General features: G+C 67.2%; 20 protein-coding genes. 12 read left to right on the top strand and 8 right to left on the bottom strand.

Annotated features, from left to right (window positions below):
* Positions 1–3 precede the first annotated feature (3 nt).
* From CQY20_RS22515 to CQY20_RS22505, 3 genes are read left to right on the top strand one after another with little or no spacing between them, the layout of a single operon-like run.
* The gene (locus CQY20_RS22515; RefSeq protein WP_097942301.1) at positions 4–975 is read left to right on the top strand and encodes a pirin family protein; all 972 of its coding nucleotides are present in this window, start codon (positions 4–6) and stop codon (positions 973–975) included.
* Positions 972–1,274, top strand: a complete 303-nt coding sequence (locus tag CQY20_RS22510) for a GNAT family N-acetyltransferase (RefSeq protein ID WP_097942300.1) — start codon at positions 972–974, stop codon at positions 1,272–1,274. Before CQY20_RS22515 ends, CQY20_RS22510 begins: the two co-directional genes overlap by 4 nt.
* A 27-nt stretch (positions 1,275–1,301) precedes the next feature.
* Positions 1,302–2,117 carry a thioesterase family protein gene (locus CQY20_RS22505; RefSeq protein ID WP_097942299.1) on the top strand — a complete coding sequence of 272 codons (816 nt, stop codon included), beginning with the start codon at positions 1,302–1,304 and terminating at the stop codon, positions 2,115–2,117.
* Positions 2,118–2,121: 4 nt separating this feature from the next.
* On the opposite strand, the gene CQY20_RS22500 is transcribed toward CQY20_RS22505, so the two are convergent.
* From CQY20_RS22500 to CQY20_RS22490, 3 genes are read right to left on the bottom strand one after another with little or no spacing between them, the layout of a single operon-like run.
* Positions 2,122–2,601, bottom strand: coding sequence for a nitroreductase family deazaflavin-dependent oxidoreductase (locus CQY20_RS22500; RefSeq protein ID WP_097942298.1), 480 nt, complete (start codon positions 2,599–2,601; stop codon positions 2,122–2,124).
* Between the two features lie 4 nt (positions 2,602–2,605).
* Positions 2,606–3,106 (bottom strand): pyridoxamine 5'-phosphate oxidase family protein, encoded by a 501-nt coding sequence (locus tag CQY20_RS22495; RefSeq protein WP_097942297.1) that lies wholly within the window; start codon positions 3,104–3,106, stop codon positions 2,606–2,608.
* A 13-nt stretch (positions 3,107–3,119) separates the two neighbouring features.
* On the bottom strand, positions 3,120–5,453 hold the full coding sequence (locus CQY20_RS22490; RefSeq protein WP_097942296.1) for a molybdopterin-dependent oxidoreductase: 2,334 nt from the start codon (positions 5,451–5,453) through the stop codon (positions 3,120–3,122).
* A 63-nt stretch (positions 5,454–5,516) separates the two neighbouring features.
* On the opposite strand from CQY20_RS22490, the gene CQY20_RS22485 reads away from it, so the two are divergent.
* Positions 5,517–6,101, top strand: coding sequence for a TetR/AcrR family transcriptional regulator (locus CQY20_RS22485; protein ID WP_097942295.1), 585 nt, complete (start codon positions 5,517–5,519; stop codon positions 6,099–6,101).
* A gap of 24 nt (positions 6,102–6,125) precedes the next feature.
* Positions 6,126–6,971, top strand: a complete 846-nt coding sequence (locus tag CQY20_RS22480; RefSeq protein WP_097942294.1) for a hypothetical protein — start codon at positions 6,126–6,128, stop codon at positions 6,969–6,971.
* An 80-nt stretch (positions 6,972–7,051) separates the two neighbouring features.
* Here the strand turns inward: CQY20_RS22480 and CQY20_RS35605 are convergent, their stop codons facing one another.
* Positions 7,052–7,504: a hypothetical protein gene (locus tag CQY20_RS35605; protein ID WP_234816363.1), complete on the bottom strand. Its 453-nt coding sequence runs from the start codon at positions 7,502–7,504 to the stop codon at positions 7,052–7,054.
* Between CQY20_RS35605 and CQY20_RS22470 the strand changes: the two genes are divergently transcribed.
* From CQY20_RS22470 to narI, 5 genes are read left to right on the top strand one after another with little or no spacing between them, the layout of a single operon-like run.
* Positions 7,443–8,663, top strand: coding sequence for a nitrate/nitrite transporter (locus tag CQY20_RS22470; RefSeq protein WP_097942292.1), 1,221 nt, complete (start codon positions 7,443–7,445; stop codon positions 8,661–8,663). The two genes, CQY20_RS35605 and CQY20_RS22470, sit on opposite strands and share 62 nt — an antisense overlap.
* A complete protein-coding gene (locus CQY20_RS22465; RefSeq protein WP_097942291.1) occupies positions 8,660–12,361 on the top strand; it encodes a nitrate reductase subunit alpha in 3,702 nt (1,233 codons plus the stop codon). The genes CQY20_RS22470 and CQY20_RS22465 overlap by 4 nt, the downstream gene beginning before the upstream one ends.
* Positions 12,358–14,010, top strand: coding sequence for a nitrate reductase subunit beta (gene narH, locus CQY20_RS22460; protein WP_097942290.1), 1,653 nt, complete (start codon positions 12,358–12,360; stop codon positions 14,008–14,010). The genes CQY20_RS22465 and narH overlap by 4 nt, the downstream gene beginning before the upstream one ends.
* Entirely contained in the window at positions 14,007–14,648 is a 642-nt protein-coding gene (gene narJ, locus CQY20_RS22455) for a nitrate reductase molybdenum cofactor assembly chaperone (RefSeq protein WP_097942289.1), read from the top strand. Before narH ends, narJ begins: the two co-directional genes overlap by 4 nt.
* A 1-nt stretch (position 14,649) precedes the next feature.
* The gene (gene narI, locus CQY20_RS22450) at positions 14,650–15,375 is read left to right on the top strand and encodes a respiratory nitrate reductase subunit gamma (RefSeq protein WP_097942288.1); all 726 of its coding nucleotides are present in this window, start codon (positions 14,650–14,652) and stop codon (positions 15,373–15,375) included.
* A gap of 4 nt (positions 15,376–15,379) precedes the next feature.
* On the opposite strand, the gene CQY20_RS22445 is transcribed toward narI, so the two are convergent.
* Positions 15,380–15,958: a TMEM175 family protein gene (locus tag CQY20_RS22445; RefSeq protein WP_163701044.1), complete on the bottom strand. Its 579-nt coding sequence runs from the start codon at positions 15,956–15,958 to the stop codon at positions 15,380–15,382.
* 190 nt (positions 15,959–16,148) lie between these two features.
* Between CQY20_RS22445 and CQY20_RS22440 the strand changes: the two genes are divergently transcribed.
* Both CQY20_RS22440 and CQY20_RS22435 read left to right on the top strand, forming a co-directional pair.
* Positions 16,149–17,558, top strand: coding sequence for a WS/DGAT/MGAT family O-acyltransferase (locus CQY20_RS22440; RefSeq protein WP_097942287.1), 1,410 nt, complete (start codon positions 16,149–16,151; stop codon positions 17,556–17,558).
* A 2-nt stretch (positions 17,559–17,560) separates the two neighbouring features.
* Positions 17,561–18,013: a pyridoxamine 5'-phosphate oxidase family protein gene (locus CQY20_RS22435; protein ID WP_097942286.1), complete on the top strand. Its 453-nt coding sequence runs from the start codon at positions 17,561–17,563 to the stop codon at positions 18,011–18,013.
* 133 nt (positions 18,014–18,146) lie between these two features.
* Here CQY20_RS22435 and CQY20_RS35985 read toward each other — a convergent pair whose 3' ends face one another.
* From CQY20_RS35985 to CQY20_RS22425, 3 genes are all read right to left on the bottom strand, one after another.
* On the bottom strand, positions 18,147–18,272 hold the full coding sequence (locus CQY20_RS35985; RefSeq protein WP_272938827.1) for a hypothetical protein: 126 nt from the start codon (positions 18,270–18,272) through the stop codon (positions 18,147–18,149).
* A gap of 173 nt (positions 18,273–18,445) precedes the next feature.
* Positions 18,446–20,224, bottom strand: coding sequence for a hypothetical protein (locus CQY20_RS22430; RefSeq protein WP_097942285.1), 1,779 nt, complete (start codon positions 20,222–20,224; stop codon positions 18,446–18,448).
* Between the two features lie 3 nt (positions 20,225–20,227).
* Positions 20,228–21,256, bottom strand: coding sequence for a hypothetical protein (locus CQY20_RS22425; RefSeq protein ID WP_234816362.1), 1,029 nt, complete (start codon positions 21,254–21,256; stop codon positions 20,228–20,230).
* Between the last annotated feature and the right edge of the window lie 1,094 nt (positions 21,257–22,350).

The raw sequence follows: 22,350 nt of genomic DNA, 5'->3' as shown, positions 1-22,350 counted from the left end.
CTGGTGAGCAATACCGATATCGCGCCCGCCGAAGTGGACTGCGCGGCATCGGCATTCACCGGCGTGCTGCACCCACGCGAAGTGCCGCTGGGCGGCCCGCGCGCCATCCGGGTGCGCCGCACGCTACCCCAGCGGGACCGGTCGCTGATCGGGGCGTGGTGCTTCGCCGACCACTACGGCCCGCACGACGTGCACGACGGCGTCGGCATGGACGTGCCGCCGCACCCGCACACCGGCCTGCAGACCGTCAGCTGGCTCTTCGACGGTGAGGTCGAGCACCGCGACAGCGCGGGTGTCCACGCCTACGTCCGGCCCGGCGAGCTGAACCTGATGACGGCCGGCGCCGGCATCTGCCACTCCGAGGTGTCCACCGCGGCGACGACGGTGCTGCACGGCGTGCAACTCTGGGTCGCCCTGCCCGACGCCGACCGCGACACCGGCCGCGACTTCGCGCACTACACGCCCGAACCCGTTTCGGTGCCCGGCGCGACGCTGCGGGTGTTCCTCGGCCAACTTGCGGGTAGCCGATCCCCCGTGCACACGTTCACGCCGCTGCTGGGCGCCCAGGTCGATATCGACCCGGGTGCACAGGTGGACCTCGGCGTGGATCCGACGTTCGAGCACGGGGTGCTGCTCGACCAGGGCCACCTCGAGGTGGCGGGCAGCGCCATCGACGTCGCTGACCTGGCCTATCAGGGCACCGGCGGCGTCACCCTGACGCTGCGCAATCCCGGCGCCCAACCGGCCCGCGCGATACTGCTCGGCGGCCCGCCGTTCGAGGAGCAGTTGGTGATGTGGTGGAACTTCGTCGGGCGCAGTCATGACGACATCGCCACCTACCGCCGATTGTGGGAGGCGCACGATGGCCGCTTCGGCGCCGTCGACGGTTACCGAGGCGCCGTCGACCGGTTGCCCGCACCCCCGCTGCCGAACGCCACGCTGCGACCGCGACCCAACCCGAAGGGACTGTCATGACCCAAGCCGACAAGACCGGCGCACCCACCACCGTGCAGGCCGAGGACGGCCACTACACCATCTCGGTGGAAGGCAAAGAGGTCGGCAAGGCCGAATTCTCCGACCGCGACGGCCAGCGGGTCTTCACCCACACCGAGGTGGACTCCGACTACGAAGGCCGCGGGCTGGCAACGATTCTCATCGCCGAGGCGCTGGCGCAGACGCGCGACGCGGGCCTGCGGATCGTCGCGCAGTGCCCGATGGTGGCCAACTACGTCGGCAAGCACGACGAGTTCGCCGACGTCGTCGACAAGGCCTGATCATTAGGTCAGCTATCGTCCTTCTCGATGACGATAGCTGACCAGGCGTTCTTTACACACGACGGCGACGCGCTCATACCCACCCCGATCGCGCGCGGCCCCTGGGGCGACACCATCAGCGGCATGATGGTCGGCGGCCTGCTGGGCCGCGCGGTCGAACAGTGCGGCGGCGACTCCGACCTGCAGCCCGCACGCCTGACCGTCGACCTGCTGCGGCCGGTGTCGATCGCCGCCCCGGTGCGCGTCGACGCCGCCGTCGAGCGAGACGGCAAGCGGATCCGCTTGGTGGATGCCCGCATGTGGCAGAACGACGTCGTCGTCGCCCGCGCCAGCGGTCTGTACCTGCGCCGCGGCGAGCAACCCACCGACGCGGCGTGGACGCTGCCGATCGAGATGCCGCCGCTTCCGGCCGAGGCGCAGCAGCCGAGCGGTGACTTCACCATGGAAATGTGGGCCTACAGCGCCAATTCGGGGACGACCGCGCCGAGTACGGACCTCAGCGAATGGCGCAACGGCGGCCAGAAGTACGCATGGGTTCGCGACATGAAAGCCCTCGTCGACGGTGAACCTCTCACCCCGTTCGTCCGCGTCGCCATGGCCGGGGACGTCACCAGCTCGTTAACCCATTTCAGCGCAGGCGGTCTGAACTACATCAACGCCGACTACACCGTGACGCTGAGCAGGCTGCCCGACGGTGAGCACATCGGCCTGGCCGCGCTGACGCACTACAGCCACGCCGGAGTCGCGACCGGAACCGCGACGCTGTTCGACCACCAAGGGCCGATCGGCACCGGGGTCGCGACGGCCTTGGCGAATCCCGGCTTTCGTCCACCGAGACGCTAGCTCGCTAGCGCGGCTGCAGGATGAACACCGGAATGTCGCGGTCGGTCCAGGACTGGTAGGTGTCGAAGTCGGCGTAGGCCTCGACGAGCTTCGGCCACAACCGCTGCTTCTCTTCCTTGCTGGCCAGCGCCGCACGCACCGGCCGCCGCTCGCGGCCGATCTCGATGTGCACGTCAGGGTCGGCGAGCAGGTTGTAGTACCACTGCGGGTTCTCGTCACGGCCGCCCATCGACGCCACGATGACGACGTTGTCGCCCTCGGTGATGTACACCAGCGGCGAGGTGAACAGCTTGCCGGACTTGCGGCCGCGGTGTTCGAGCAGAAGCGTCGGCACCGGCTTCTTCGCGCCCGCGCCGATGCGCCAGTTCGCGCCGATCTTGCCGCCGCTGCGCCGGTACAGCCAGGCGTGCGCGCGGCCCGCGTACCGCATCATCGTCTTGACGTACCGCGCGTTGAGTTGCTTGGGCTTCTTGTTGACGTCCACGCGGTCAACCTAGGTATTGGGCGGTGCTTCCCGCGACCGGCATCGGGTCCATGCCGAGTTTGCGGTGATCCCAGCTGCGGGTGCGGCTCGGCACCACCCGCACGCAGATGCGCTTGTGCATCATCTGTTCGACGAACGGGCGCATCTCGTCGGTGTAGGGCCCCGTGTAGCGCTCCCACACGCTTTTGCCAACGCGCAGAGAGGTTTCCGGGTCGTCGTATATCTCGGCGTGCCCGTCGATGGACACCCCGCGCAGCGTGTCGTAGCTCTGTCCGTCTTCGATCATCACCGTGATGATCGGGTTGCGGCGCAGGTTCACCGCCTTCTGCGACTTCGCCTTCGTCTCGAACCAGATCTCGCCGTCGAGAACGGCGTACCACATCGCGACCAGGTGTGGTCGCCCGTCCGGCAGCACGGTGGCCATGGTCGCGGTGCGGCTGCGTTCGACGAATTCGGCGATCTCCTCGTCCGACATGACGATCTTCGCTCGCTCGTTCTTGCCCACGAGACGAATACTCTCAGGCCCGCACCGGGTCGACCGCCACCGGTATCCCGTTCAGTGCCCCATTGCCCGACGGCTCGTCGATGAACGTGGGCGGCGACAGCACGTTGGTGTTCACCCCTGGTGACCCGTTGGCGATGGTCAGCCTGGTGCCGTCCTTGCCGTGGCCCCAGCCGTGCGGCATCGACACCACGCCGGGCTTGATTGCATCGGTCACCTCGACGGGCACCTCGATCTGCCCTCCGGCTGAGGTCACCGTGACCAGATCACCGGTCCGCACGTCGCGGCGCTGCGCGTCGTCGATGTGCATCAACAACGTGCACCTGTTTCCTGTGCTCCTCGCGTGCGCACTGTTTCCTGTGCTCCTCGCGTGCGCACTGTTTCCTGTGCTCCTCGCGTGCGCACTGTCCGTACCCTTCATCAGCGCCGCCACGTTGTGCAGCCACGAGTTGTTCGACCGCAGATGCCGCCGACTCACCAGCACCAGCTCGTCGGGCGCCCTGTTCAGCCGTGCCGCCAGCCGCGGCAGGTCGTCGAGCAGATACTGCGGCGCCAGGCGGATCTTGCGGTCGGAGGTGCCCAGCACCGACGGCACCTGCGGGATCATCGGCCCGAAGTTGATGCCGTTGGGTTGGGCCTTGAGCTTCTCCAGCGTCAGGCCGTCGGGGTTCTCCCCGTAGCGGTCGCCGAAAGGCCCTGTGCGCAAGGTGAAGTCCAGAATCCGCTCCGGCCCGCCGCGATCGTAGAGCGCGCGCAGCGTGGCCCCGTCGAACCCCTTCGTGAACGCCATGTAGTCGAAGAAGCCGTCGTCGATCGCCGCGACGTCGACGTCCTCGGCCGGCGTGCCGGTGCACAGCCCGGTCAACCGGATGAGGATCTCCCACTCCTCCGGCGCATCCGGGTCGGGCCGTTCGAACACGGGCGGCGAGTAGTTGGCGATGCTGTTGATCGCGAAGTTGAGGATCAGGTCGTCGTGGTGCGGCTGCTCCAGCGGTGATGGCCCGGGCAGGATCACGTCGGCGTGGCGGGTGGTTTCGTTGAGCCACAGGTCGACGGCGATCATCGCGTCGAGGCTCGGCAGCACCTCGTCGAGCTTGTGCCCGGCGGGCGTGGACAGCACCGGATTGCCCGCGACGGTGATCAGCGCCCTGATCTGGCCCTCGCCCGGTGTCGCGATCTCCTCGGCCAGACACGACACCGGCACCTGGCCCAGCACTTCCTTCGCACCGCGCACCCGGGTGCGGAACCGACCGAACTCCGGCGCGCCGTCCTCCAGTCCCGGGATCGGCTGCACGGTGACCGACCACGCCGCGGCCCGCGGGAACATGGCGCCGCCCTCGACGTCGAAATGTCCGGACAGGATGTTGACGACGTCGACGAGCCAGCTGGCCAGGCTGCCGAATTCCTGGTTACACGTGCCGATCCGGCCGTAGACCACCGCCCGCGCCGTGCCGGCCAGTTCGCGGGCCAACCCGCGGATGCGTCCGGCGTCGATCCCGGTGACGCCCGCGACGCGCTCCGGCGGCCAGTCGGCGGCCACCGCCCGCATCCGGTCGAGCCCGTCGACGTGCGGACCGACGGCGCCGAGGTCGACGAGATCCTCCGCGAACAAGGTGTGCGCGACCGCCAGCAGCAGCGCGGCGTCGGTGCCAGGAGTGATCGGCAGCCATTCGTCGGCGCGGGCGGCCGTCGCGGTGCGCACCGGGTCGATCACAATCACCTTGCCGCGCTTGCGGATTCCGTCGATGATGCCCGTCACGTCCGGCGCGGCCAGCAGTGACCCCTGCGACGCCGCGGGGTTCGCGCCCATCACGACGAGCAGGTCGGTGCGTTCGATGTCGGGCACCGGGAACGTCCACCACCCGCCGTACATCAGATGCGAAGACAGGTTTTTCGGCCACTGATCGACGGTGCCCGGCGAGTAGCTGATCGGAATGCCCGACATGCCGAGCAGCACACCGGTGTAGCGGCCCAGCGAGAACGAGTGCGCCAGCGGATTGCCCGTGTAGCAGGTGACCGCGCAGATGCCGTACCTCTCGATAACGGGGGCCAGCAGTTCGGTGCAACGCCGGAACGCGGCGTCCCAGCTGACCTCCTGCCACTGTCCGTCGACCTTGATCATCGGGCGCCGGATTCGGTCCGGGTCGTGGTGCAATTCGCCGAGCGTCGCGCCCTTCGGACAGATGTGTCCGCGGCTCCAGGTGTCGTCGCGGTTGCCGCGGATGCTGGCGACCTTGCCGTCTTCGACCTGAATCTCCAAGCCGCACATGGCTTCACACAATGGACAGGTGTAGAGGTGACGCCCATCCTGACCTGTGGCGGCCAGCGGCTTGTACAGTCCCGCGGTCATGCTCGCCTCCTCGCGATTGCCGTGACACACTGTAACGACAAATCCGGACCGAGGGAATGCGACGTGACAACTCCGCGACACCGCAGACAGGGCTCGCGCCGCGACCCCGCGATCGACGCGGCGGTGCTGGCGGCCACGCGCACGCTGCTCGTCGAGCGCGGATATGCGGCGACCACGATCGACCTGATCGCCGCGACGGCGGGGGTGAGCAGGCCCGCGCTCTACCGGCGGTGGAGCAGCAAGGCGCAACTGGTGCACGAGGCGGTGTTCCCCGACCTCGGCCCCGAGCCGCCGAAAGACGATTTCGAAGCTGAGATCGCCCGGCTCTGCACCGGCGCCATCCGCATGTATCGCGATCCTGCTGTGCGCGAAGCCATTCCGGGACTCCTGGCCGACCTGCGCGCCGACCGCAAGCAGCGCCAGGTGATCAGCGATCGGCTCGAAGCCGCGGCCCGCAGTCAACTGGCCGCCAAGGTCGACGACGCCGCCGCACGAGGCGTGGCGCGCAGGGGCATCTCCGCCGACACACTGATGGACATGATCGCCGGCGGCGCCTGGTACGCGGTATGCGTGAGGCACGTGAAGAACACCGACCGCGCGGCGAAGGAGTTGACCGATCTCGTCTTACACGGTGTGCTGAGCAAGTAGCTCGCGGACGAGAGGAGCACCAATATCCTGCGAGACATCAGAGAGCTGACCAACGATCCCGAGGCGTACGCGGCCGAGCTCCGCCGCCGCTGGGGTGGGCTGTTGAGCTACCGCTACATCGGCCGGTTCCACGCCTCGATGGACAACGGCGAACCCGACGAAACCGTCACGCTGCGCCGTGACATGCGCAACCCGACCGGCGGGCTGCTGCTGGCCGTGCTGGGCATCGCCTCCCCCGACAGCGGCGGCGTCTCCGACCTGGAAGCCGTGCCCAACCCGGTCATCTGGTCAGGGCAGATCCTCGACCCCGGCCGCGACGTCCAGCGCATCGAGATCAACACCGAGGTGCTCAAGCAGGGCAGTCAGATGGCCTACAGCCGCTCGACCATCGTCGACGCCGACCACCCCGAACGGGTGCTGGCGTTGACCGAGGGGCAGGGCGTCAGCATCGGCGTGCCGCCCGAGGGGCTGCAGAAGATGGACCACGTCCCGCTCGAGATCGTCGACTCCCCCGAACTGCCGCCCTTGTGGCAGGCGTTCGGCGGTTCCCGTCGCCCCGACGGCCACTGGGCGCTGCCCGAGCTGTCCGCGGAGGTGGCCTCCCCCGACGCGGCGCTGCACATCGGCCCGCAGTTCGTCATCCTCGAGACGACCGCGCTCGACGCTGCGGGCAACGCCGTCGGCACCGACCGCCTGCAGGGCACCTCGGGGCACGTGATGTTCCTGGCGCGCGGCAAGGTCGGCCCGTTCCGCGTCGAGGCCCAACCGCTCGTCGGCGCCGACGGCACCGTCGGCGTGCGCGCCACATTGCACGACGAGGGCAACGGCGACAAGGCGATCACCGCGGCGTCGTACGTCTTCCGCTACTGAATCAAGGTCGTTTGTGAATCCCGCGACGCACATGCGCCGAAAACCGTCGCCAGATGCACAAAGGCGGTGAACCTAGGACGCTACGGCCCGAGCGTTGCACCGGGGCGCGGCATGTTCTGCACGAAACCGATGCAGGTGCCGAGATGTTTGCCCGGAATGCACGGCACGCCGTTGACACTCGGATAGCTGCCGTAGCCGCCGCTGCACTGCCCGGTGAACGGATCGGCGAACTGACCGCTGACGCATGCGGCCGCCTGACCGGCGGTGACGAGAGGCGCGGCGAGAAAGAGCGCACCGCAGGCGCCGGCGAGAAGGATCCGCAGTGAGCGCACCGAAACGGCCATCGTCGTCACGCTTTCGTCGTCGTTGACCGCGAGCCTACTGCGCAGGCCGCGATCTCGTACAGCACGCTGCAGCAGCGGTTTTCCCGAAATTCCTGACGCACTCGCAACCGAGTGCTTGTCTAGGTAAGTGACCTCGGCGACGGCGCCGGACACGGGTTTGGTCAGACCCGTGAATCTCGCGCTGGCCACATGGGTCTCGGCGATCAACTTCTGGGCCTGGAACATGATCGGGCCGCTGTCGACCACCTATGCGGGCGATCTGAGGCTGTCCAGCACGGAGGCCTCGATCCTGGTCGCGACGCCCATCCTCGTCGGCGCGATCGGCCGCGTCGCCGTCGGCGCGCTGACCGACCGCTACGGCGGCCGCGTCATGTTCATCGCAATCTCGCTGGCATCGATCCCGCCGGTGCTGGCCGTCGGGGCCGCAGGCGCGGCAGGGTCCTACCCGATGCTGGTGGTCTTCGGCTTCTTCCTCGGCATCGCGGGCACGATCTTCGCCGTCGGCATCCCGTTCGCCAACAACTGGTACGAGCCGGCCCGACGCGGGTTCGCCACCGGTGTGTTCGGCATGGGCATGGTCGGTACCGCGCTGTCGGCGTTCTTCACGCCGCGCTTCGTGCGGTGGTTCGGCCTGTTTCCCGCCCACATCATCGTGGCCGCGGCCCTGGCCGCGACGGCGGTGCTGTGCATCGTCGTGATGCGCAACTCCCCCGAGTTCACGCCGAACACCGATCCAGTGGTGCCGAAGCTCAAGGCCGCCGCCAAACTCGGCGTGACGTGGGAGATGTCGGCGCTGTACGCGATCGTGTTCGGCGGCTTCGTCGCGTTCAGCAACTACCTGCCGACCTACATCAAGCACATCTACGGCTTCTCCCCCGTCGACGCCGGCGCCCGCACGGCCGCTTTCGCGTTGGCGGCCGTGTTGGCCCGTCCGGTCGGCGGCGCGCTGTCGGACCGCATCGCGCCGAAGTATGTGGTGCTCGCATCGTTCGCGGGCACGGCCTTGATGGCGTTCATCGCGGTGTTTCAGCCGCCGCCCGATGTGTGGTCGGCGGCGACGTTCATCACGCTGGCCGTCTTCCTCGGTGTCGGCACCGGCGGCGTGTTCGCGTGGGTGGCCCGCCGCGCCCCGGCCAAGTCGGTCGGCTCCGTCACCGGAATCGTCGCCGCCGCAGGCGGATTGGGCGGCTACTTCCCGCCGCTGGTGATGGGCGCGACGTACAACGCCGCCGACAACAACTACACGATCGGGCTGCTGTTGCTGGTGGCGACGGCGCTGCTGGCGTTCTTCTACACCGCGATACGGCTGCATGCCCACGAACCCCAACCGAAGGAGGCGTCGACGTGACCAGTCCTGCGCGCATCGGCGGCCCGATCGAGGAGCTGCTCGAGCGCAGCGGACGGTTCTTCACCCCCGGCGAGTTCTCCGCCGACCTCCGCACCGTCACCCGCCGCGGCGGCCGCGACGGCGACGTGTTCTACCGCGACCGGTGGAGCCACGACAAAGTGGTGCGCTCCACGCACGGGGTGAACTGCACCGGGTCGTGCTCGTGGAAGATCTACGTCAAGGACGGCATCATCACCTGGGAGACGCAGGAGACCGACTACCCGTCCGTCGGCCCGGACCGCCCGGAGTACGAACCCCGCGGTTGTCCCCGCGGCGCCGCGTTCTCCTGGTACACCTACTCCCCCACCCGGGTTCGCTACCCGTACGCCCGCGGCCTGCTGGTCGAGATGTACCGGGAAGCCAAGGCCCGGCTTGGCGATCCGGTGCTGGCGTGGGCCGACATTCAGAGCGGTCCGGAGCGCCGCCGCCGCTATCAGCGCGCCCGCGGCAAGGGTGGCCTGGTGCGGGTGAGCTGGGCCGAGGCCACCGAGATGATCGCCGCCGCGCACGTGCACACGATCAAGACCTACGGGCCGGACCGCGTCGCAGGCTTCTCGCCGATTCCGGCCATGTCGATGGTCAGCCACGCCGCCGGGTCGCGGTTCGTGGAGTTGATCGGCGGGGCGATGACGTCGTTCTACGACTGGTACGCCGACCTGCCGGTGGCCTCGCCGCAGGTGTTCGGCGACCAGACCGACGTGCCCGAGTCCGGCGACTGGTGGGACGCCACGTATCTGATGATGTGGGGTTCCAACGTCCCGGTCACCCGCACGCCCGACGCGCATTGGATGGTCGAGGTCCGCTACCGCGGCACCAAGGTCGTCTCGGTCAGCCCCGACTACGCCGACAACACCAAGTTCGCCGACGAGTGGATGCCGTGCGCGGCAGGCGCCGACGGCGCGCTGGCGATGGCGATGGGCCACGTCATCCTCTCTGAATGCTTTGTGCACCAACGGGTCCCGTTCTTCGTCGACTACGTGCGCAGTTACACCGACCTGCCGTTCCTGGTGAAGCTGGAGCAGCGCGACGGCGCGTTGGTGCCTGGCAAGAACCTCACCGCCGCCGATCTCGGCCACACGACAGAGAACGCCGCCTTCAAACCGGTTCTGCTCGACGGCAAAACCGACGACGTGGCCGTGCCGCACGGATCGCTGGGGTTCCGCTTCGGTGACGACGGCGTCGGCAAGTGGAATCTGGACCTCGGCGGGCTGACCCCCGCGTTGACCGTCGCGCGCCACGAGGCCGGCGGCGAGACGGCGCTGATCCAGTTGCCGCGCTTCGACACCGCCGACGGTCACGGCGAGGTACTCGCCCGCGGTGTGCCGGTGCGGCGGGTCGGCGAGCACCTGGTGTGCACGGTGTTCGACCTGATGCTGGCGCACTACGGCGTGGCCCGCCCCGGCCTGCCCGGCGACTGGCCGACCGGATACGACGACGCCACCCACCCCTACACCCCGGCGTGGCAGGAGCCGATCACCGGGGTGGCGGCCGCACAGGCCGAACGCATCGCCAAGGAATTCGCCCGCAACGCAGAGGAATCCGGCGGCCGCTCGATGATCATCATGGGCGCAGGCATCTGCCAGTGGTTCCACGGCGACGCGACCTACCGCGCCGTCCTGGCGCTGCTGCTGTTGACCGGCTCGATGGGTCGAAACGGCGGCGGCTGGGCCCATTACGTCGGTCAGGAGAAGTGCCGACCGGTCACCGGCTGGGCGACGATGGCGATGGCCACCGACTGGTCACGTCCACCGCGGCAGATGGCAGGCACCTCGTACTGGTATGCGCACACCGACCAGTGGCGCTACGACGGCTACCGGGCCGACGCCTTGGCCAGCCCGCTGGGCCGCGGCCGGTTCCGCAACAAGCACACGATGGACGTGCTCGCGTCGGCGGCCGCGATGGGCTGGAGCCCGTTCTACCCGCAGTTCGACCGCTCCAGCCTCGACGTCGCCGACGAGGCGCTCGCCGCGGGCCGCGACAAGTCGGAGATAGGAGCTTACGTCGCAGAGCAATTGGCGTCCGGCAAGCTGAAGCTCGCCGTCACTGATCCCGACGATCCGGCGAACTGGCCGCGGGTGTTGAACATCTGGCGGGCGAACCTGCTGGGCTCGTCGAGCAAGGGCAACGAGTACTTCCTGCGCCACCTGCTCGGCACCGACAGCAACCTGCAGGCGAAGCCGACTGCCGAGGGCCTGCGACCCAACGACGTGACCTGGCGCGACGAGATTCCCGAGGGCAAGCTCGATCTGCTGATGTCGATCGACTTCCGGATGACGTCGACGACGCTGCTGTCGGACGTCGTGCTGCCCGCCGCGACCTGGTACGAGAAGGCGGACCTGTCCAGCACCGACATGCACCCCTACGTGCACGCGTTCACCCCCGCGATCGACCCACCGTGGGAAACCCATTCCGACTTCGAGGCTTTCGGCGCGATAGCGCGCGCGTTCAGCGCACTGGCGAAGAACCACCTGGGCGTTCGCACCGACATCGTCGTCGGCGCGCTGCAGCACGACACGCCGCAGGCGATGGCCTATCCCCATGGCAGCGAGAACGATTGGCGTACTTCGGCTGCGGTCCCGGTGCCGGGCAAGACAATGGGCCCGGTGGCGGTGGTCGAACGCGACTACACCGCGATCGCCGACAAATGGGCAACGCTCGGCCCGCTGGTCGAGCAACTCGGCGTGACGACGAAGGCCGTCACCACCCATCCTGAACGTGAGGTGGGCGAGCTCGCCGCCAAATTCGGGGTGGCGAAATCCGGTCCGGCGCAAGGCCGCCCGGCCATCACCACCGACGAGCGGATGGCCGACGTGATCCTGGCGCTGTCGGGCACCTCCAACGGCCGCCTCGCCGTCGAGGGCTTTCGGGAATTGGAGAAACGCACCGGCCGCCACCTGGTGCACCTGGCCGAAGGCAGCGAGGAGCGCCGCATCACCTACGCCGACGCCGCAGCCCGGCCCGTGCCGGTGATCACCAGCCCGGAGTGGTCGGGCAGCGAGACCGGCGGGCGCCGCTATGCGCCGTTCACAGTGAACATCGAGGAACTCAAGCCTTTTCACACGTTGACCGGCCGCATGCACTTCTACCTCGACCACGACTGGCTGGAGGAACTCGGCGAGCAGCTGCCGACGTACCGTCCGCCGCTGGACATGCAGCGGCTGTTCGGTGAACCGCAGGTCGGTGACGCCCGCGACGGGATCGGGCTGACGGTGCGCTACCTGACGCCGCACTCGAAGTGGTCGATTCACTCCGAGTATCAGGACAACCTGCTGATGCTGTCGCTGTCGCGGGGCGGCCCGACGATGTGGATGAGTCCGGCCGACGCGGCGAAAATCGATGTCCGCGACAATGATTGGGTCGAGGCGGTCAACCGCAACGGCGTGCTGGTGTGCCGGGCGATCGTGTCGCACCGGATGCCCGAGGGCGTGGTGTTCGTCTACCACGTCCAGGAGCGCACCATCGACGTGCCGCTGTCGGAGACCACGGGCCTGCGTGGCGGCATCCACAACACGCTGACCCGGCTGTTGATCAAGCCCAGCCATCTGGCCGGTGGATACGCGCAGAACGCGTTCGCCTTCAACTATCTCGGACCGACCGGCAATCAGCGCGACGAGGTGACGGTGGTGCGCCGCCGCAGCCAGGAGGTGACCTACCAGTGAAGGTCATGGCCCAGATGGCGATGGTGATGAACCTCGACAAGTGCATCGGCTGCCACACCTGTTCGGTGACCTGCAAGCAGGCGTGGACCAACCGGGCCGGCACCGAGTACGTGTGGTTCAACAACGTGGAAACCCGTCCCGGGCAGGGCTATCCGCGCACCTACGAGGACCAGGAGCGGTGGCACGGCGGCTGGATTCGCGATCGCAAGGGACGGCTGCGGCTGCGCGACGGCGGTCGCCTGCACAAGCTGCTGCGGATCTTCGCCAACCCGATGCTGCCCAGCATCGACGACTACTACGAGCCGTGGACCTACGACTACGAGAACCTCACCTCCGCCCCGCTCGGCGAGCACATGCCGGTGGCGCCGCCGCGCAGCCTGATCAGCGGCGAGCCGATGAAGGTGTCGTGGTCGGCGAACTGGGACGACGACCTGGGCGGCTCGCCGGAGATCGTGCCCGGCGACCCCGTGTTGAAGAAGGTCAACGAGCAGGTCCGCCTGGAACTCGAGCAGACGTTCATGTTCTACCTGCCGCGGATCTGCGAGCACTGCCTCAACCCGTCGTGCGTGGCGTCATGCCCGTCGGGCGCGATGTACAAGCGCACCGAGGACGGCATCGTGCTGGTCGACCAGGACCGGTGCCGCGGCTGGCGGATGTGCGTGTCCGGCTGCCCCTACAAGAAGGTGTACTTCAACCACAAGACCGGCAAGGCCGAGAAGTGCACGCTGTGCTATCCGCGCATCGAGGTGGGCATGCCGACGGTGTGCTCGGAAACCTGCGTCGGGCGGCTGCGCTACCTCGGCCTGGTGTTCTACGACGTCGACCGGGTGCTCGAGGCCGCGTCGGTGCCGGACGACACCGACCTGTACGAGGCGCACCGGCAGATCCTGCTCGACCCGACCGATCCGCAGGTGATTGCGGGTGCCCGCGCCGAAGGCATCTCCGACGAGTGGATCGAGGCCGCGCAGCGCTCCCCGGTGTACGCGCTGATCAACACCTACCGGGTGGCGCTGCCGCTGCATCCGGAATTCCGCACCGTGCCGATGGTCTGGTACATCCCGCCGCTGTCCCCGGTGGTCGACGCGGTCAGCCGCGACGGGCACGACGGCGAAGACCTGAGCAACCTGTTCGGCGCGCTGGAGGCGCTGCGCATCCCGATCCAGTACCTCGCCGAACTGTTCACCGCAGGCGACACCGCCGTTGTGGAAGCGGTTCTGCGCCGGCTTGCCGCGATGCGCTCCTACATGCGCGACATCAACCTGGGCCGCGAAACCCAACCGCACATCCCGGAAGCGGTCGGCATGACCGAAGAGCAGATCTACGAGATGTACCGGCTGCTGGCGTTGGCGAAATACGAAGAGCGCTATGTCATTCCGACGGCCTACAACGTCGCCCCGCACGACGTGGAGGAGCCCGGTTGCTCGTTGGATTTCGACGGCGGCCCCGGCATGTACGAGTCCGGACCGTTCGGTGAGGCCAGCGGCGGCCCTGTGCCGGTGGCAGTGGAGACCTTCCATGCGCTGCGGCAACGCCAGACGCACGGCGGGATGGCCGCCAACGAATCGCACCCGTCGCGGGTCAACCTGCTCAACTGGGACGGCCGCGGCACCCCCGCGGGCATGTTCCCGCAGAACGGAGACGGTCGATGAGGCTGCGCTCGCGCACCCGGCCCGACCTGCAGGACAGGCTGGTGTGGCAGTGCGCGTCGCTGCTGCTGAGTTATCCGCACGCCGACCGGCTGGACACCGCCGCGGAATTGCTGTCGCACGTGAAAGCGCCAGCAGCCGAGGACCTTTCAGCAACGCTGGCCGCTGTGCGCCGGCTGGACCCGCTGCGAGCCACGCAGAACTACGTCGATACCTTCGACATGCGGCGAGCCACCACCATGTATCTGACGTACTGGACCGCAGGCGACACCCGCAACCGCGGGGCGGCGATGCTGGCGTTCGTCCGGGCCTACCGCGCCGCCGGGACCGCGCCTCCCGCCGGCGAAGCACCCGACCATCTGCCGGTGGTGCTGGAGTTCGCCGCCACCGTCGACCCGGCGCTCGGTCGTCGCCTGCTGGTTGAGCACCGGGTACCGATCGACGTGCTTCACAAGGCACTCGCCGACGCGGATTCGCCGTATGCGCATGCCGTCGCCGCGGTGCTGGCGACGCTGCCTGCCGGCACTGACACCGACGCATCACGCGTACGGCGTCTGCTGGCCAGCGGTCCGCCGGCCGAAGCCGTCGGCTTACAACCGTTCACACTGACCGTGCCGCCGCGGCGCGCACACGGAGGTTGAGATGACCGGCTTGGAGATCTACTGGGACGTGGCGCCTTACGTGGCGCTGGTCGTGCTGGCGCTGGGCACCTGGTGGCGATACCGCTACGACAAGTTCGGCTGGACGACGCGGTCGTCGCAGCTGTACGAGTCACGGCTGCTGAGAATCGGCAGCCCGATGTTCCACTTCGGCATTCTGGTCGTCATCGTCGGCCACATCATCGGCCTGGTGATCCCGGAATCCTGGACCAACGCAATGGGCTTGAGCGAACACGCCTACCACGTTCAGGCGCTGGTGCTCGGCGGGATCGCCGGAGTCACCACACTGGCAGGCATCGCGCTGCTGGTGTACCGCCGCCGCACCACCGGGCCGGTGTTCATGGCGACCACGCTCAACGACAAGGTGATGTACGCCGTGCTTGTGATGGCGATCCTCGCGGGCCTGGCGTGCACGCTGATCGGCGCCACACCGGTGGGCGCGGAGCACGACTACCGCCAGACCGTGTCGCCGTGGTTCCGGTCGATCTGGATACTGCAGCCGCGCGGCGATCTGATGGCGCAGGCGCCGGCGTGGTTCCACATCCACGTCACGATCGCGCTCGTGCTGTTCTGCCTGTGGCCCTTCACCCGCCTCGTGCACGTATTCAGCGCGCCGGTGGCCTATCTGTTCCGGCCCTACATCGTCTACCGCAGCCGCGACGACAGCAAGGAACTGGTCGGCTCGCACCCGCGCCGCCGCGGCTGGTGAGGCGTCACGTTCGCGCCCGCCTCAGCGCGCCGAACGGCACGATGAAATACACCGCGATCGCCAGGTAGCCGAACACCGCCACCAGCGGAAGGAACAACCCCGTCGCGATCAACACCAGGTAGCCGGCCAGCCCCGGCGTCAGCCTCTTCGTGATAAGGCGGACATCCTCGTCGGCCACATCTGGCCGAATCAGCCTCTGCCGCACGGCATATCGCCACAAGACCGACACCACCAGCGCCACCAGAAGCAGGTTCAGGCCGTAGATCGTCGCCGCCACCCGCCGCGAATCGACGTCGCCGATGTAGTCGGCCAGCAGCCGCGTCGGGAACGGCAGCGCCGAGACGACCATCAGCAGCAGCAGATTCACCCGGATCAAGGCGGGCGTCGCGCGGTCGAGGCACTCGGTGATCACCGAGTGCACCAGCCACACCGCGCCGATCGTCGAGAAGCTCACCAGGTAGGCCAGATACGACGGCCACTCGTCGGCCACCGCACCCAGCAGATCGTCGCCCGACCCGTCGGGCACACCGATGTCGAGCACCAGCAGCGTGATAGCGATCGCGAATACGCCGTCGCTGAACATCCATTCGGGTCGTCCGGAGTCCGAAAGACCGTGCCGACTCGGGCCTCGCCGCCGCCACGCACGCGATCTTTCCACCGCCGCCGAACGAGCAGGCCGAATCTGCCGGGCCACACAAAGAAAAAGGGACCCCGCAAAGAAAAAGGGACCTATGTCTCTACTGCGGCGGTCATTGACCACGAAGAGTGGAGACATGGAGCAGTTGACGACGCTGGATGCGGGATTCCTCGAGGCCGAAGACTCCGACCCGCACGTCAGCCTTGCCATCGGTGCCGTCGCGGTGCTGGCCGGGCCGATGCCCGACTTCGACTCGCTGGCCGCCGACCTGGCCGACCGCATCCGTGCGGTGCCGCGGTTCAGGCAGGTGCTGCACACCCAGCCGCTCGACCTCGGTGCTCCACGGTGGGCGGACGACGACGCGTTCGACGTCTTTCATCATGTGCGGCGCGCGGCCCTGCCGAGGCCAGGCGACGACGAGGCGCTGTTCCGCTGGGTTGCCGAGGTGATGGAGCGCCGGCTGGATCGCGAACGCCCGCTCTGGGAATGCTGGGTCGTCGACGGGCTCGTGCATCACCGTTGGGCGATCTTGATGAAAGTCCACCACTGCATCGCCGACGGGGTCGCCGCGACAAGGCTGCTCACTCAGCTGGCCGACGACCGCGGCGGCGAGATATTCGGCACCGGAATCCACCCGGCCCGGCCGAGGCGTTCTGCGTCGCGGCTGCCGGCGCTCCCCCTCAACCCGATCGACTGGGTGAGCTTGGCGTGGCGGACGTCTCGGGGGGTGACGTCGGCTGCGACACAAGTCGTCCAGGGTGCACTCGAACTGGTCGATGGCCTGCTGCGTCCCGCTGCCGCGTCGTCGTTGACCGGCCCGGTGACCGACATGCGGCGCTTCGCCGCCGTCGAGGTCTCGTTGTCCGACGTCGAACGGATCGGCGCCCGATTCGGGGTGACCGTCAATGACGTTGCGCTAGCGGCCATTACGGACAGCTACCGAACGATGCTATTGCAACGCGGCGAGAGCCTGGCACCGAACTCACTGCGGACGCTGGTGCCGGTGTCGGTGCGGTCGAGCGATGCGACCGGGAAGACCGACAACCGCGTATCGGTGATGCTGCCGTACCTCCCCGTCGACAAGGCCGACCCGGTCGAGCAGTTGAAGAAGGTGCACGCCCGGCTCACCAAGGCCAAAGGCAGCGGCCAGCGGCAGGCGGGCAACGTGCTGCTCGCGGCCGCCAACGCTCTGCCCTTCCCCCTCACCGCGTGGACCGTGCGGGCGCTGACCCGGCTGCCGCAGCGCGGAATCGTCACGCTGGCGACGAACGTGCCCGGACCCCGCAGGCGGATACGCATCGCGGGGCGGGAGGTCGTGCGACTGCTGCCGGTTCCGCCGCTGGCGCTGCAACTGCGGACCGGCATCGCGATCCTGAGCTACGCCGATCACCTGGCTTTCGGCATCATCGGCGACTACGACGCCGCACCTGACGTCGAGGAAATAGCCGGCGGCATCCGCCGGGCAATCACCCGTTTGACCGGATTGGCGTCGGGCCATTGGCGTTCTACTCCGGTCGGCACTCTGGCACTGGTACAGGGAGGATGACGATGACCAAAGGCCAACCGCTCGACGAGCTCAATCGCCGACAGTGCCTCGATCTGCTGGCCACGGTGCGGGTCGGTCGCCTGGTCTTCACCGAAGACGCGCTGCCCGCCGTGCAGCCGGTGAACTTCCGACTGTGGCACGACGACGTGGTGATCCGCGTGGCCGGTGGACCGAAGCTGGCCGCCGCGACGCGCAATCAGGTGGTGGCGTTCGAGGCCGACGAGCTCGACCCCGACCTGCGTAACGGCTGGAGTGTCGTGGTCATCGGGCATGCCGAGCCGGTCACCGACATCGACCACCTGGTCGAAGTGGCCGGAACGTTCGTCGAGCCGTGGGTCGAAGGGCGTCGCGACCACTTCGTGCGGATCCGCACCGAGAGGATCACCGGCCGCCGCTTCCGGGAGCGCGGAGTCCCGCAGTATCACGGCGTCGCGGACAGCACCGTGCAGTCCTGACCGCCCGGGATTGACATTGCGCCCTTGGCGAAGAAGAACGAGAGGTGTGCGCCGTAGGCGCAAAGTCAACGGGTTGGCGCACTACAGCGCCAGTACAGAGCGCTAAAGGACGCTCATTGGTGTGCGGTACGTTTCAGCTGTTCAGAGTGCCCTTTGCGAAATCGGTTCCAGCGGTTTTCTGCGGAATCTCCAGCGATTTATCCGGCGCACGCAGCGCGTACTGGATGACACTGCGGTGCGGGCTGATGAGGCCAGCCACCGGCTCCTTGTGCGAGTTCCGCGCCGATGCAGGGTCGCGGATCTGCCGCGGGAGACGGCGCTGTCGGCGACCTTCCCTTGACAGGTAATTTTTGGCCGGGATTTATCTGGCGCCTCGGACATGCCGCAGCGGGCCGACGCGATGTTCGCACGGCCCGCTTCGGTTGAATCTCGTCAGGTCAGGGGCGGTGTCTTTGCGGGTTCGTGTCCGAGGTGGTGGCGAAGTTGGCGCCAACGGACGTCGATGGATTCTTCGCGGGCCCGGCGTGACCGGTAGGTCTTCTGGATGCGGTGATTGGTGCTGGCCACGGCGAGCGCCAACAGAAGCTTGACCATGGGTTCGCGTCGGGGCCCCCACTTGAGATCGACCAGCTTGGTGACGTGGGCCGACTTCAGGATGCTAAAGGTCTGCTCCGTTCGAGCGCGGGCTGCCTCGAAGTACAGCGTGTGTTCCCAACTCCCGCCGACCGGTCCCCATTGCGCCTTGCTGAGCTGACTGGGTGTCAGGGTGACGGTGACGATCGACTGGGCGCAGCATTGCCGGTCGCCTGCGTGCCAAGTCGGCGTCGCCGTCGGGGCGCCGAAGGCTGCACGCGTCATTGAAGCCGGTTTGAGTGGGCATCGGACCCGCAGCTGCACCGCCGGGCAGACTTGCTCCACCTTGACGTCGAACCGTGGTTCGACCCCCAGGGGTGGGCGTCCGCGTGGTCGGCTAAGTCTCGGTCGGGAGTTCAGCCCCATCAGGAAGGGCAGGACACCGGCCAGGCGGCGGTCGTGGGCCTCCCACCCATCATCTTTGAGCAGGTCTCGGGTCTTGGGCATGTGGTGCTGGGCAAGCAGTTCGGCGGCGGCCGGGCAGTAGAACGAGCCGGCGAACTGGATGGGTCCCGGCGGCGTGTCTGCGGTGGTGCCGGGTGGGTTGGCCGAGGTGTCGGTGAGTGTCCAGTGCTGGGGGTACCGCACGACGGCGGTGTACTGCTGGTCGAGCATGAGGCGTGCGAAGCCCTTCTTCGGGTTGTAGCCCATGTCGACTGTGAGGCGGGGCAGGCGTGCTCGTCCCGCTCGTCGAGTGTCGAGGCCGTTTCGTTTGGCGTGAGTGATGGCGACGGCGAGCCCGTCGGTGCTGCCAGAGGTGGGTGGATGGACGTCCATCCCGATGATGACGGGGGCCACGGCATGAAGTTGGTCGGGTGGTCCGATGCGTATGACGGCGGTCAGTCCGATGCCGAAGCCTCGCTTTCCGCCGCCGCTGGCGTCTTGGTGCACAGTGGTGGAGTGTTTGTCGCGGGAGTAGTAGCTGCCGAAGTATGCGGCCGCGCGGTGTTTGTCGGATCTGATCCCCAGCCCTGCTGAGGGACCGGCGAGATCGAAGATCGTCTCCTCGGCCACGATGTCACCGACGGCGTCTTGAGGCTTCGGATCGATGATGGACCCGAAGACGATGCGGTTAATGACCGTGCGCAAGCGTTCGGCGGCTTCCAGGCTGGCTGCGCGTTGTTCGGTGCTGCGGTGGGCGATGATGCGTCGGTGTTCGGCGTTGGTGATTCGTCGTGCGGGTTGGTCGGGGCTGGGATCGAGTGGGGCGAGGCGGCGGTTGAGCCAGGCGACGAAGCGTGTTCGCTCGCGGCGTTGCTCGGCGCGGTCGGCGAAGATGCGGGAGGTGTCTTGTCCAGCCATGCCGACTTCGGCGAGTTGTCGCGAGGTGAGGTCGCCGATGGCTTGCTGGATGGCTTTGTAGGTCGGGGTTCGCCCGAGCATCAGCAGTCCCAGGGCGGCGACCAGGACGGCGGAGATGGTGTAAGCAATGCCGTTGCAGTTCTGTCCGCCGGTGCCGCGGTGCTGGTCATGGAAGTCGTCGATCATCTCGGCCGCCTTCGATCGTTCGATGATGACTTTCGCTTCACGAAAGAGGTTGTCTGACAGTCGGTATGAGTTCTCGAAGTCGGTGATCACGGTTCAGCTTTCCGTCATGAGCGCGATCGCACGATGAAGGCCGTAGGTGGGTAGTTGATCCCGTTGGTCTGCGAGGACTTGGACGTCGACCACGTCGGCGAGTTGCAGAAGCAGTGCTGCTGGGACGCGTTCGGCGAGATCGAGGATCCACCGGTTGCGCAGCGCGGCGGCGTTGATGTTTCCGTGACTGCGAGCGCGGAGTTGCTCACCGATGCGGTCGGTCGCGTTGCGTTCCACTTGTCCCTTCGCCGCCGGCAACAGGTAGTCAGATCCTTTGCTGTGCGCAAGATCCAAGAGGCGGCGGGAAATGTCTGAATCGGTGACCGGGACGAGCCTGGTTCCGCCAGCTGTGTTGCGCAGTCGCACGATGGCGAGTTCTCGGCCGTCGATGGTCTCACTTGTGATGGAGGTGCCCCGCAGGACTTTGAAGTCGGGCGGGCGCGCGCCGGCCCCGTAACAGAGGTCCAGCAGGAGCATAAGGCGTCGTCGAAGCCATTGAGGCAGCGTCGGAGCCAGGGCGTACCAATCACGAATGTCCTGTGCCGATGCCGCGGCGATTCTCTTTGTCCGCGGGGCCGGCAGGGTGCGTGCCTCGGGGTACTCCCGGGGGTGCACAAGTCGGCCGGCGTCATACAGGATCCATCTGATGGTGCGCATGGACCGGTTGGTCCGCCTCATCGCAACATCCATGAGATACCGGTCGACGTTGGCCCGGCGCAACGCAGTTCGGTAATCGAAAGTGCCGACCCGTTCGGCCTCAAATGCCAGATACCGCGCGAGATGCGCAGCCGAAATTCGGTCGGTGGACAGCGCAAAACCGCGGAGACGACACCACAGGCGTTTGGCCGATTCCAGTGCGGGTCCAACGTAGCGCGGATCAACGCCCCTAATCGCGAGGTCCGTCAAAACTCGATAACGCTCTTCGTCGACGTCGTGGTGAAACGGCGCAAGCACATGACGTTGACTGTCAGCTCCATGGCGGGCGGTGCCGGCTGGCTTCGCCGGCTTCGGGTCTTCGGCGGAGGAGGCCATGGCTCCGTGGCGGCCCATCAGCACACGCTCCGCGACACACCGGTACACCCGTTGACATGCGTATGCGAACACGATGAAATGAACAAAGTTCCTCCTTAAAGGGATCTGCCGAGGTTCCGAGAGAACGAGGTCGCCGCGATTTGCGGCGGACGGAGAGCCGGGTTGCCGCCCGGCTTTTCCCGTTTCTTGAGGGATCTCCGACGAAAAGTGCCTTATATCAACAGTTTCGGGTAGTTCTTCCTCCTCACTTTGTGGGTGCTCAGCTGGATGGCAGGCGCTAGTCAGGCCACGCGCGGTCTAGCTGGGCAGGTCCGTAGCGTCGATACCGCGGCCATCGTGGCCAATCTGGATTAGGCGTGAACCGGCCTCGGACAAAGAGACATCCCAGTGCTGGGCACTCTCGTAGATCATCTCGGCGACATGAGGTGGCAGTCGCAGCTCGACCCGGATCCGCTCCCGCAACCTGGTTTGAGGTCTATCCATTGCCCGCCTCCGGTCAATTGCCGGTAGAGCACCGGCATGGCCTGAAGCTAAACCGTTACTTGAGGCAGTTGCGGTAGCCGGGATCTGCGCGTGTCTAGGCATCTATCCAGTCCGGAGCAGCCGTGGCACGCGCCAATTTCCCTCTGGTGGAAAGGTTCCCATCACAGGAAAGCCCGCAGCAGCCTGACGTGCAGTGGAGCCGGAAGGTGTCAGTTACGAAATGCAACACCGGCCACCACAACACAAGCGGGACTTGGAACTTCAGATCCCATCGATGTCATCAAACTGTGTCGCAGATCACACTTTCGGTCAGTCAGATTGTGCGACATTGGTTTTCCGCGGAAAACCGCGGCGCACCCGGCTATACCGTTGGACGGAGACCTGGTCGGATTCACATTCACATCGACACCGGCGGCTCAAGATTAACCAACGGGACCAAGGAGCGTGTCCGTGACCCCGTCGGCGAAACAAAATCGTCGAAAAGGCAGAGTCGTCCTGGCGGCACGTCGCAACACTGAGCTCGAAGGGTCAAGGAGATTCTCAATGACGTTGTCAAGCGGCCGCAGCAGTAGTTGTGGGCTGGTAGACGGCGTGGTCGCGGAGCATTGCCC

Source organism: Mycolicibacterium agri (assembly GCF_002553505.1).
GTDB lineage: Bacteria > Actinomycetota > Actinomycetes > Mycobacteriales > Mycobacteriaceae > Mycobacterium > Mycobacterium agri.
Note: the sequence above shows the minus strand (reverse complement) of the source record. Positions and strands in the feature narration are given on the sequence as shown.

Bases quoted from the DNA above. Each gene is read 5' to 3' on its own strand.
- CQY20_RS22510 (WP_097942300.1), top strand. From the start codon at position 972: ATGACCCAAGCCGACAAGACCGGCGCACCCACCACCGTGCAGGCCGAG.
- CQY20_RS22505 (WP_097942299.1), top strand. From the start codon at position 1,302: ATGACGATAGCTGACCAGGCGTTCTTTACACACGACGGCGACGCGCTC.
- CQY20_RS22490 (WP_097942296.1), bottom strand. From the start codon at position 5,453: ATGACCGCGGGACTGTACAAGCCGCTGGCCGCCACAGGTCAGGATGGG.
- narJ (WP_097942289.1), top strand. From the start codon at position 14,007: ATGAGGCTGCGCTCGCGCACCCGGCCCGACCTGCAGGACAGGCTGGTG.
- narI (WP_097942288.1), top strand. From the start codon at position 14,650: ATGACCGGCTTGGAGATCTACTGGGACGTGGCGCCTTACGTGGCGCTG.
- CQY20_RS22445 (WP_163701044.1), bottom strand. From the start codon at position 15,958: ATGTTCAGCGACGGCGTATTCGCGATCGCTATCACGCTGCTGGTGCTC.
- CQY20_RS22440 (WP_097942287.1), top strand. From the start codon at position 16,149: ATGGAGCAGTTGACGACGCTGGATGCGGGATTCCTCGAGGCCGAAGAC.
- CQY20_RS22435 (WP_097942286.1), top strand. From the start codon at position 17,561: ATGACCAAAGGCCAACCGCTCGACGAGCTCAATCGCCGACAGTGCCTC.
- CQY20_RS22425 (WP_234816362.1), bottom strand. From the start codon at position 21,256: ATGGCCTCCTCCGCCGAAGACCCGAAGCCGGCGAAGCCAGCCGGCACC.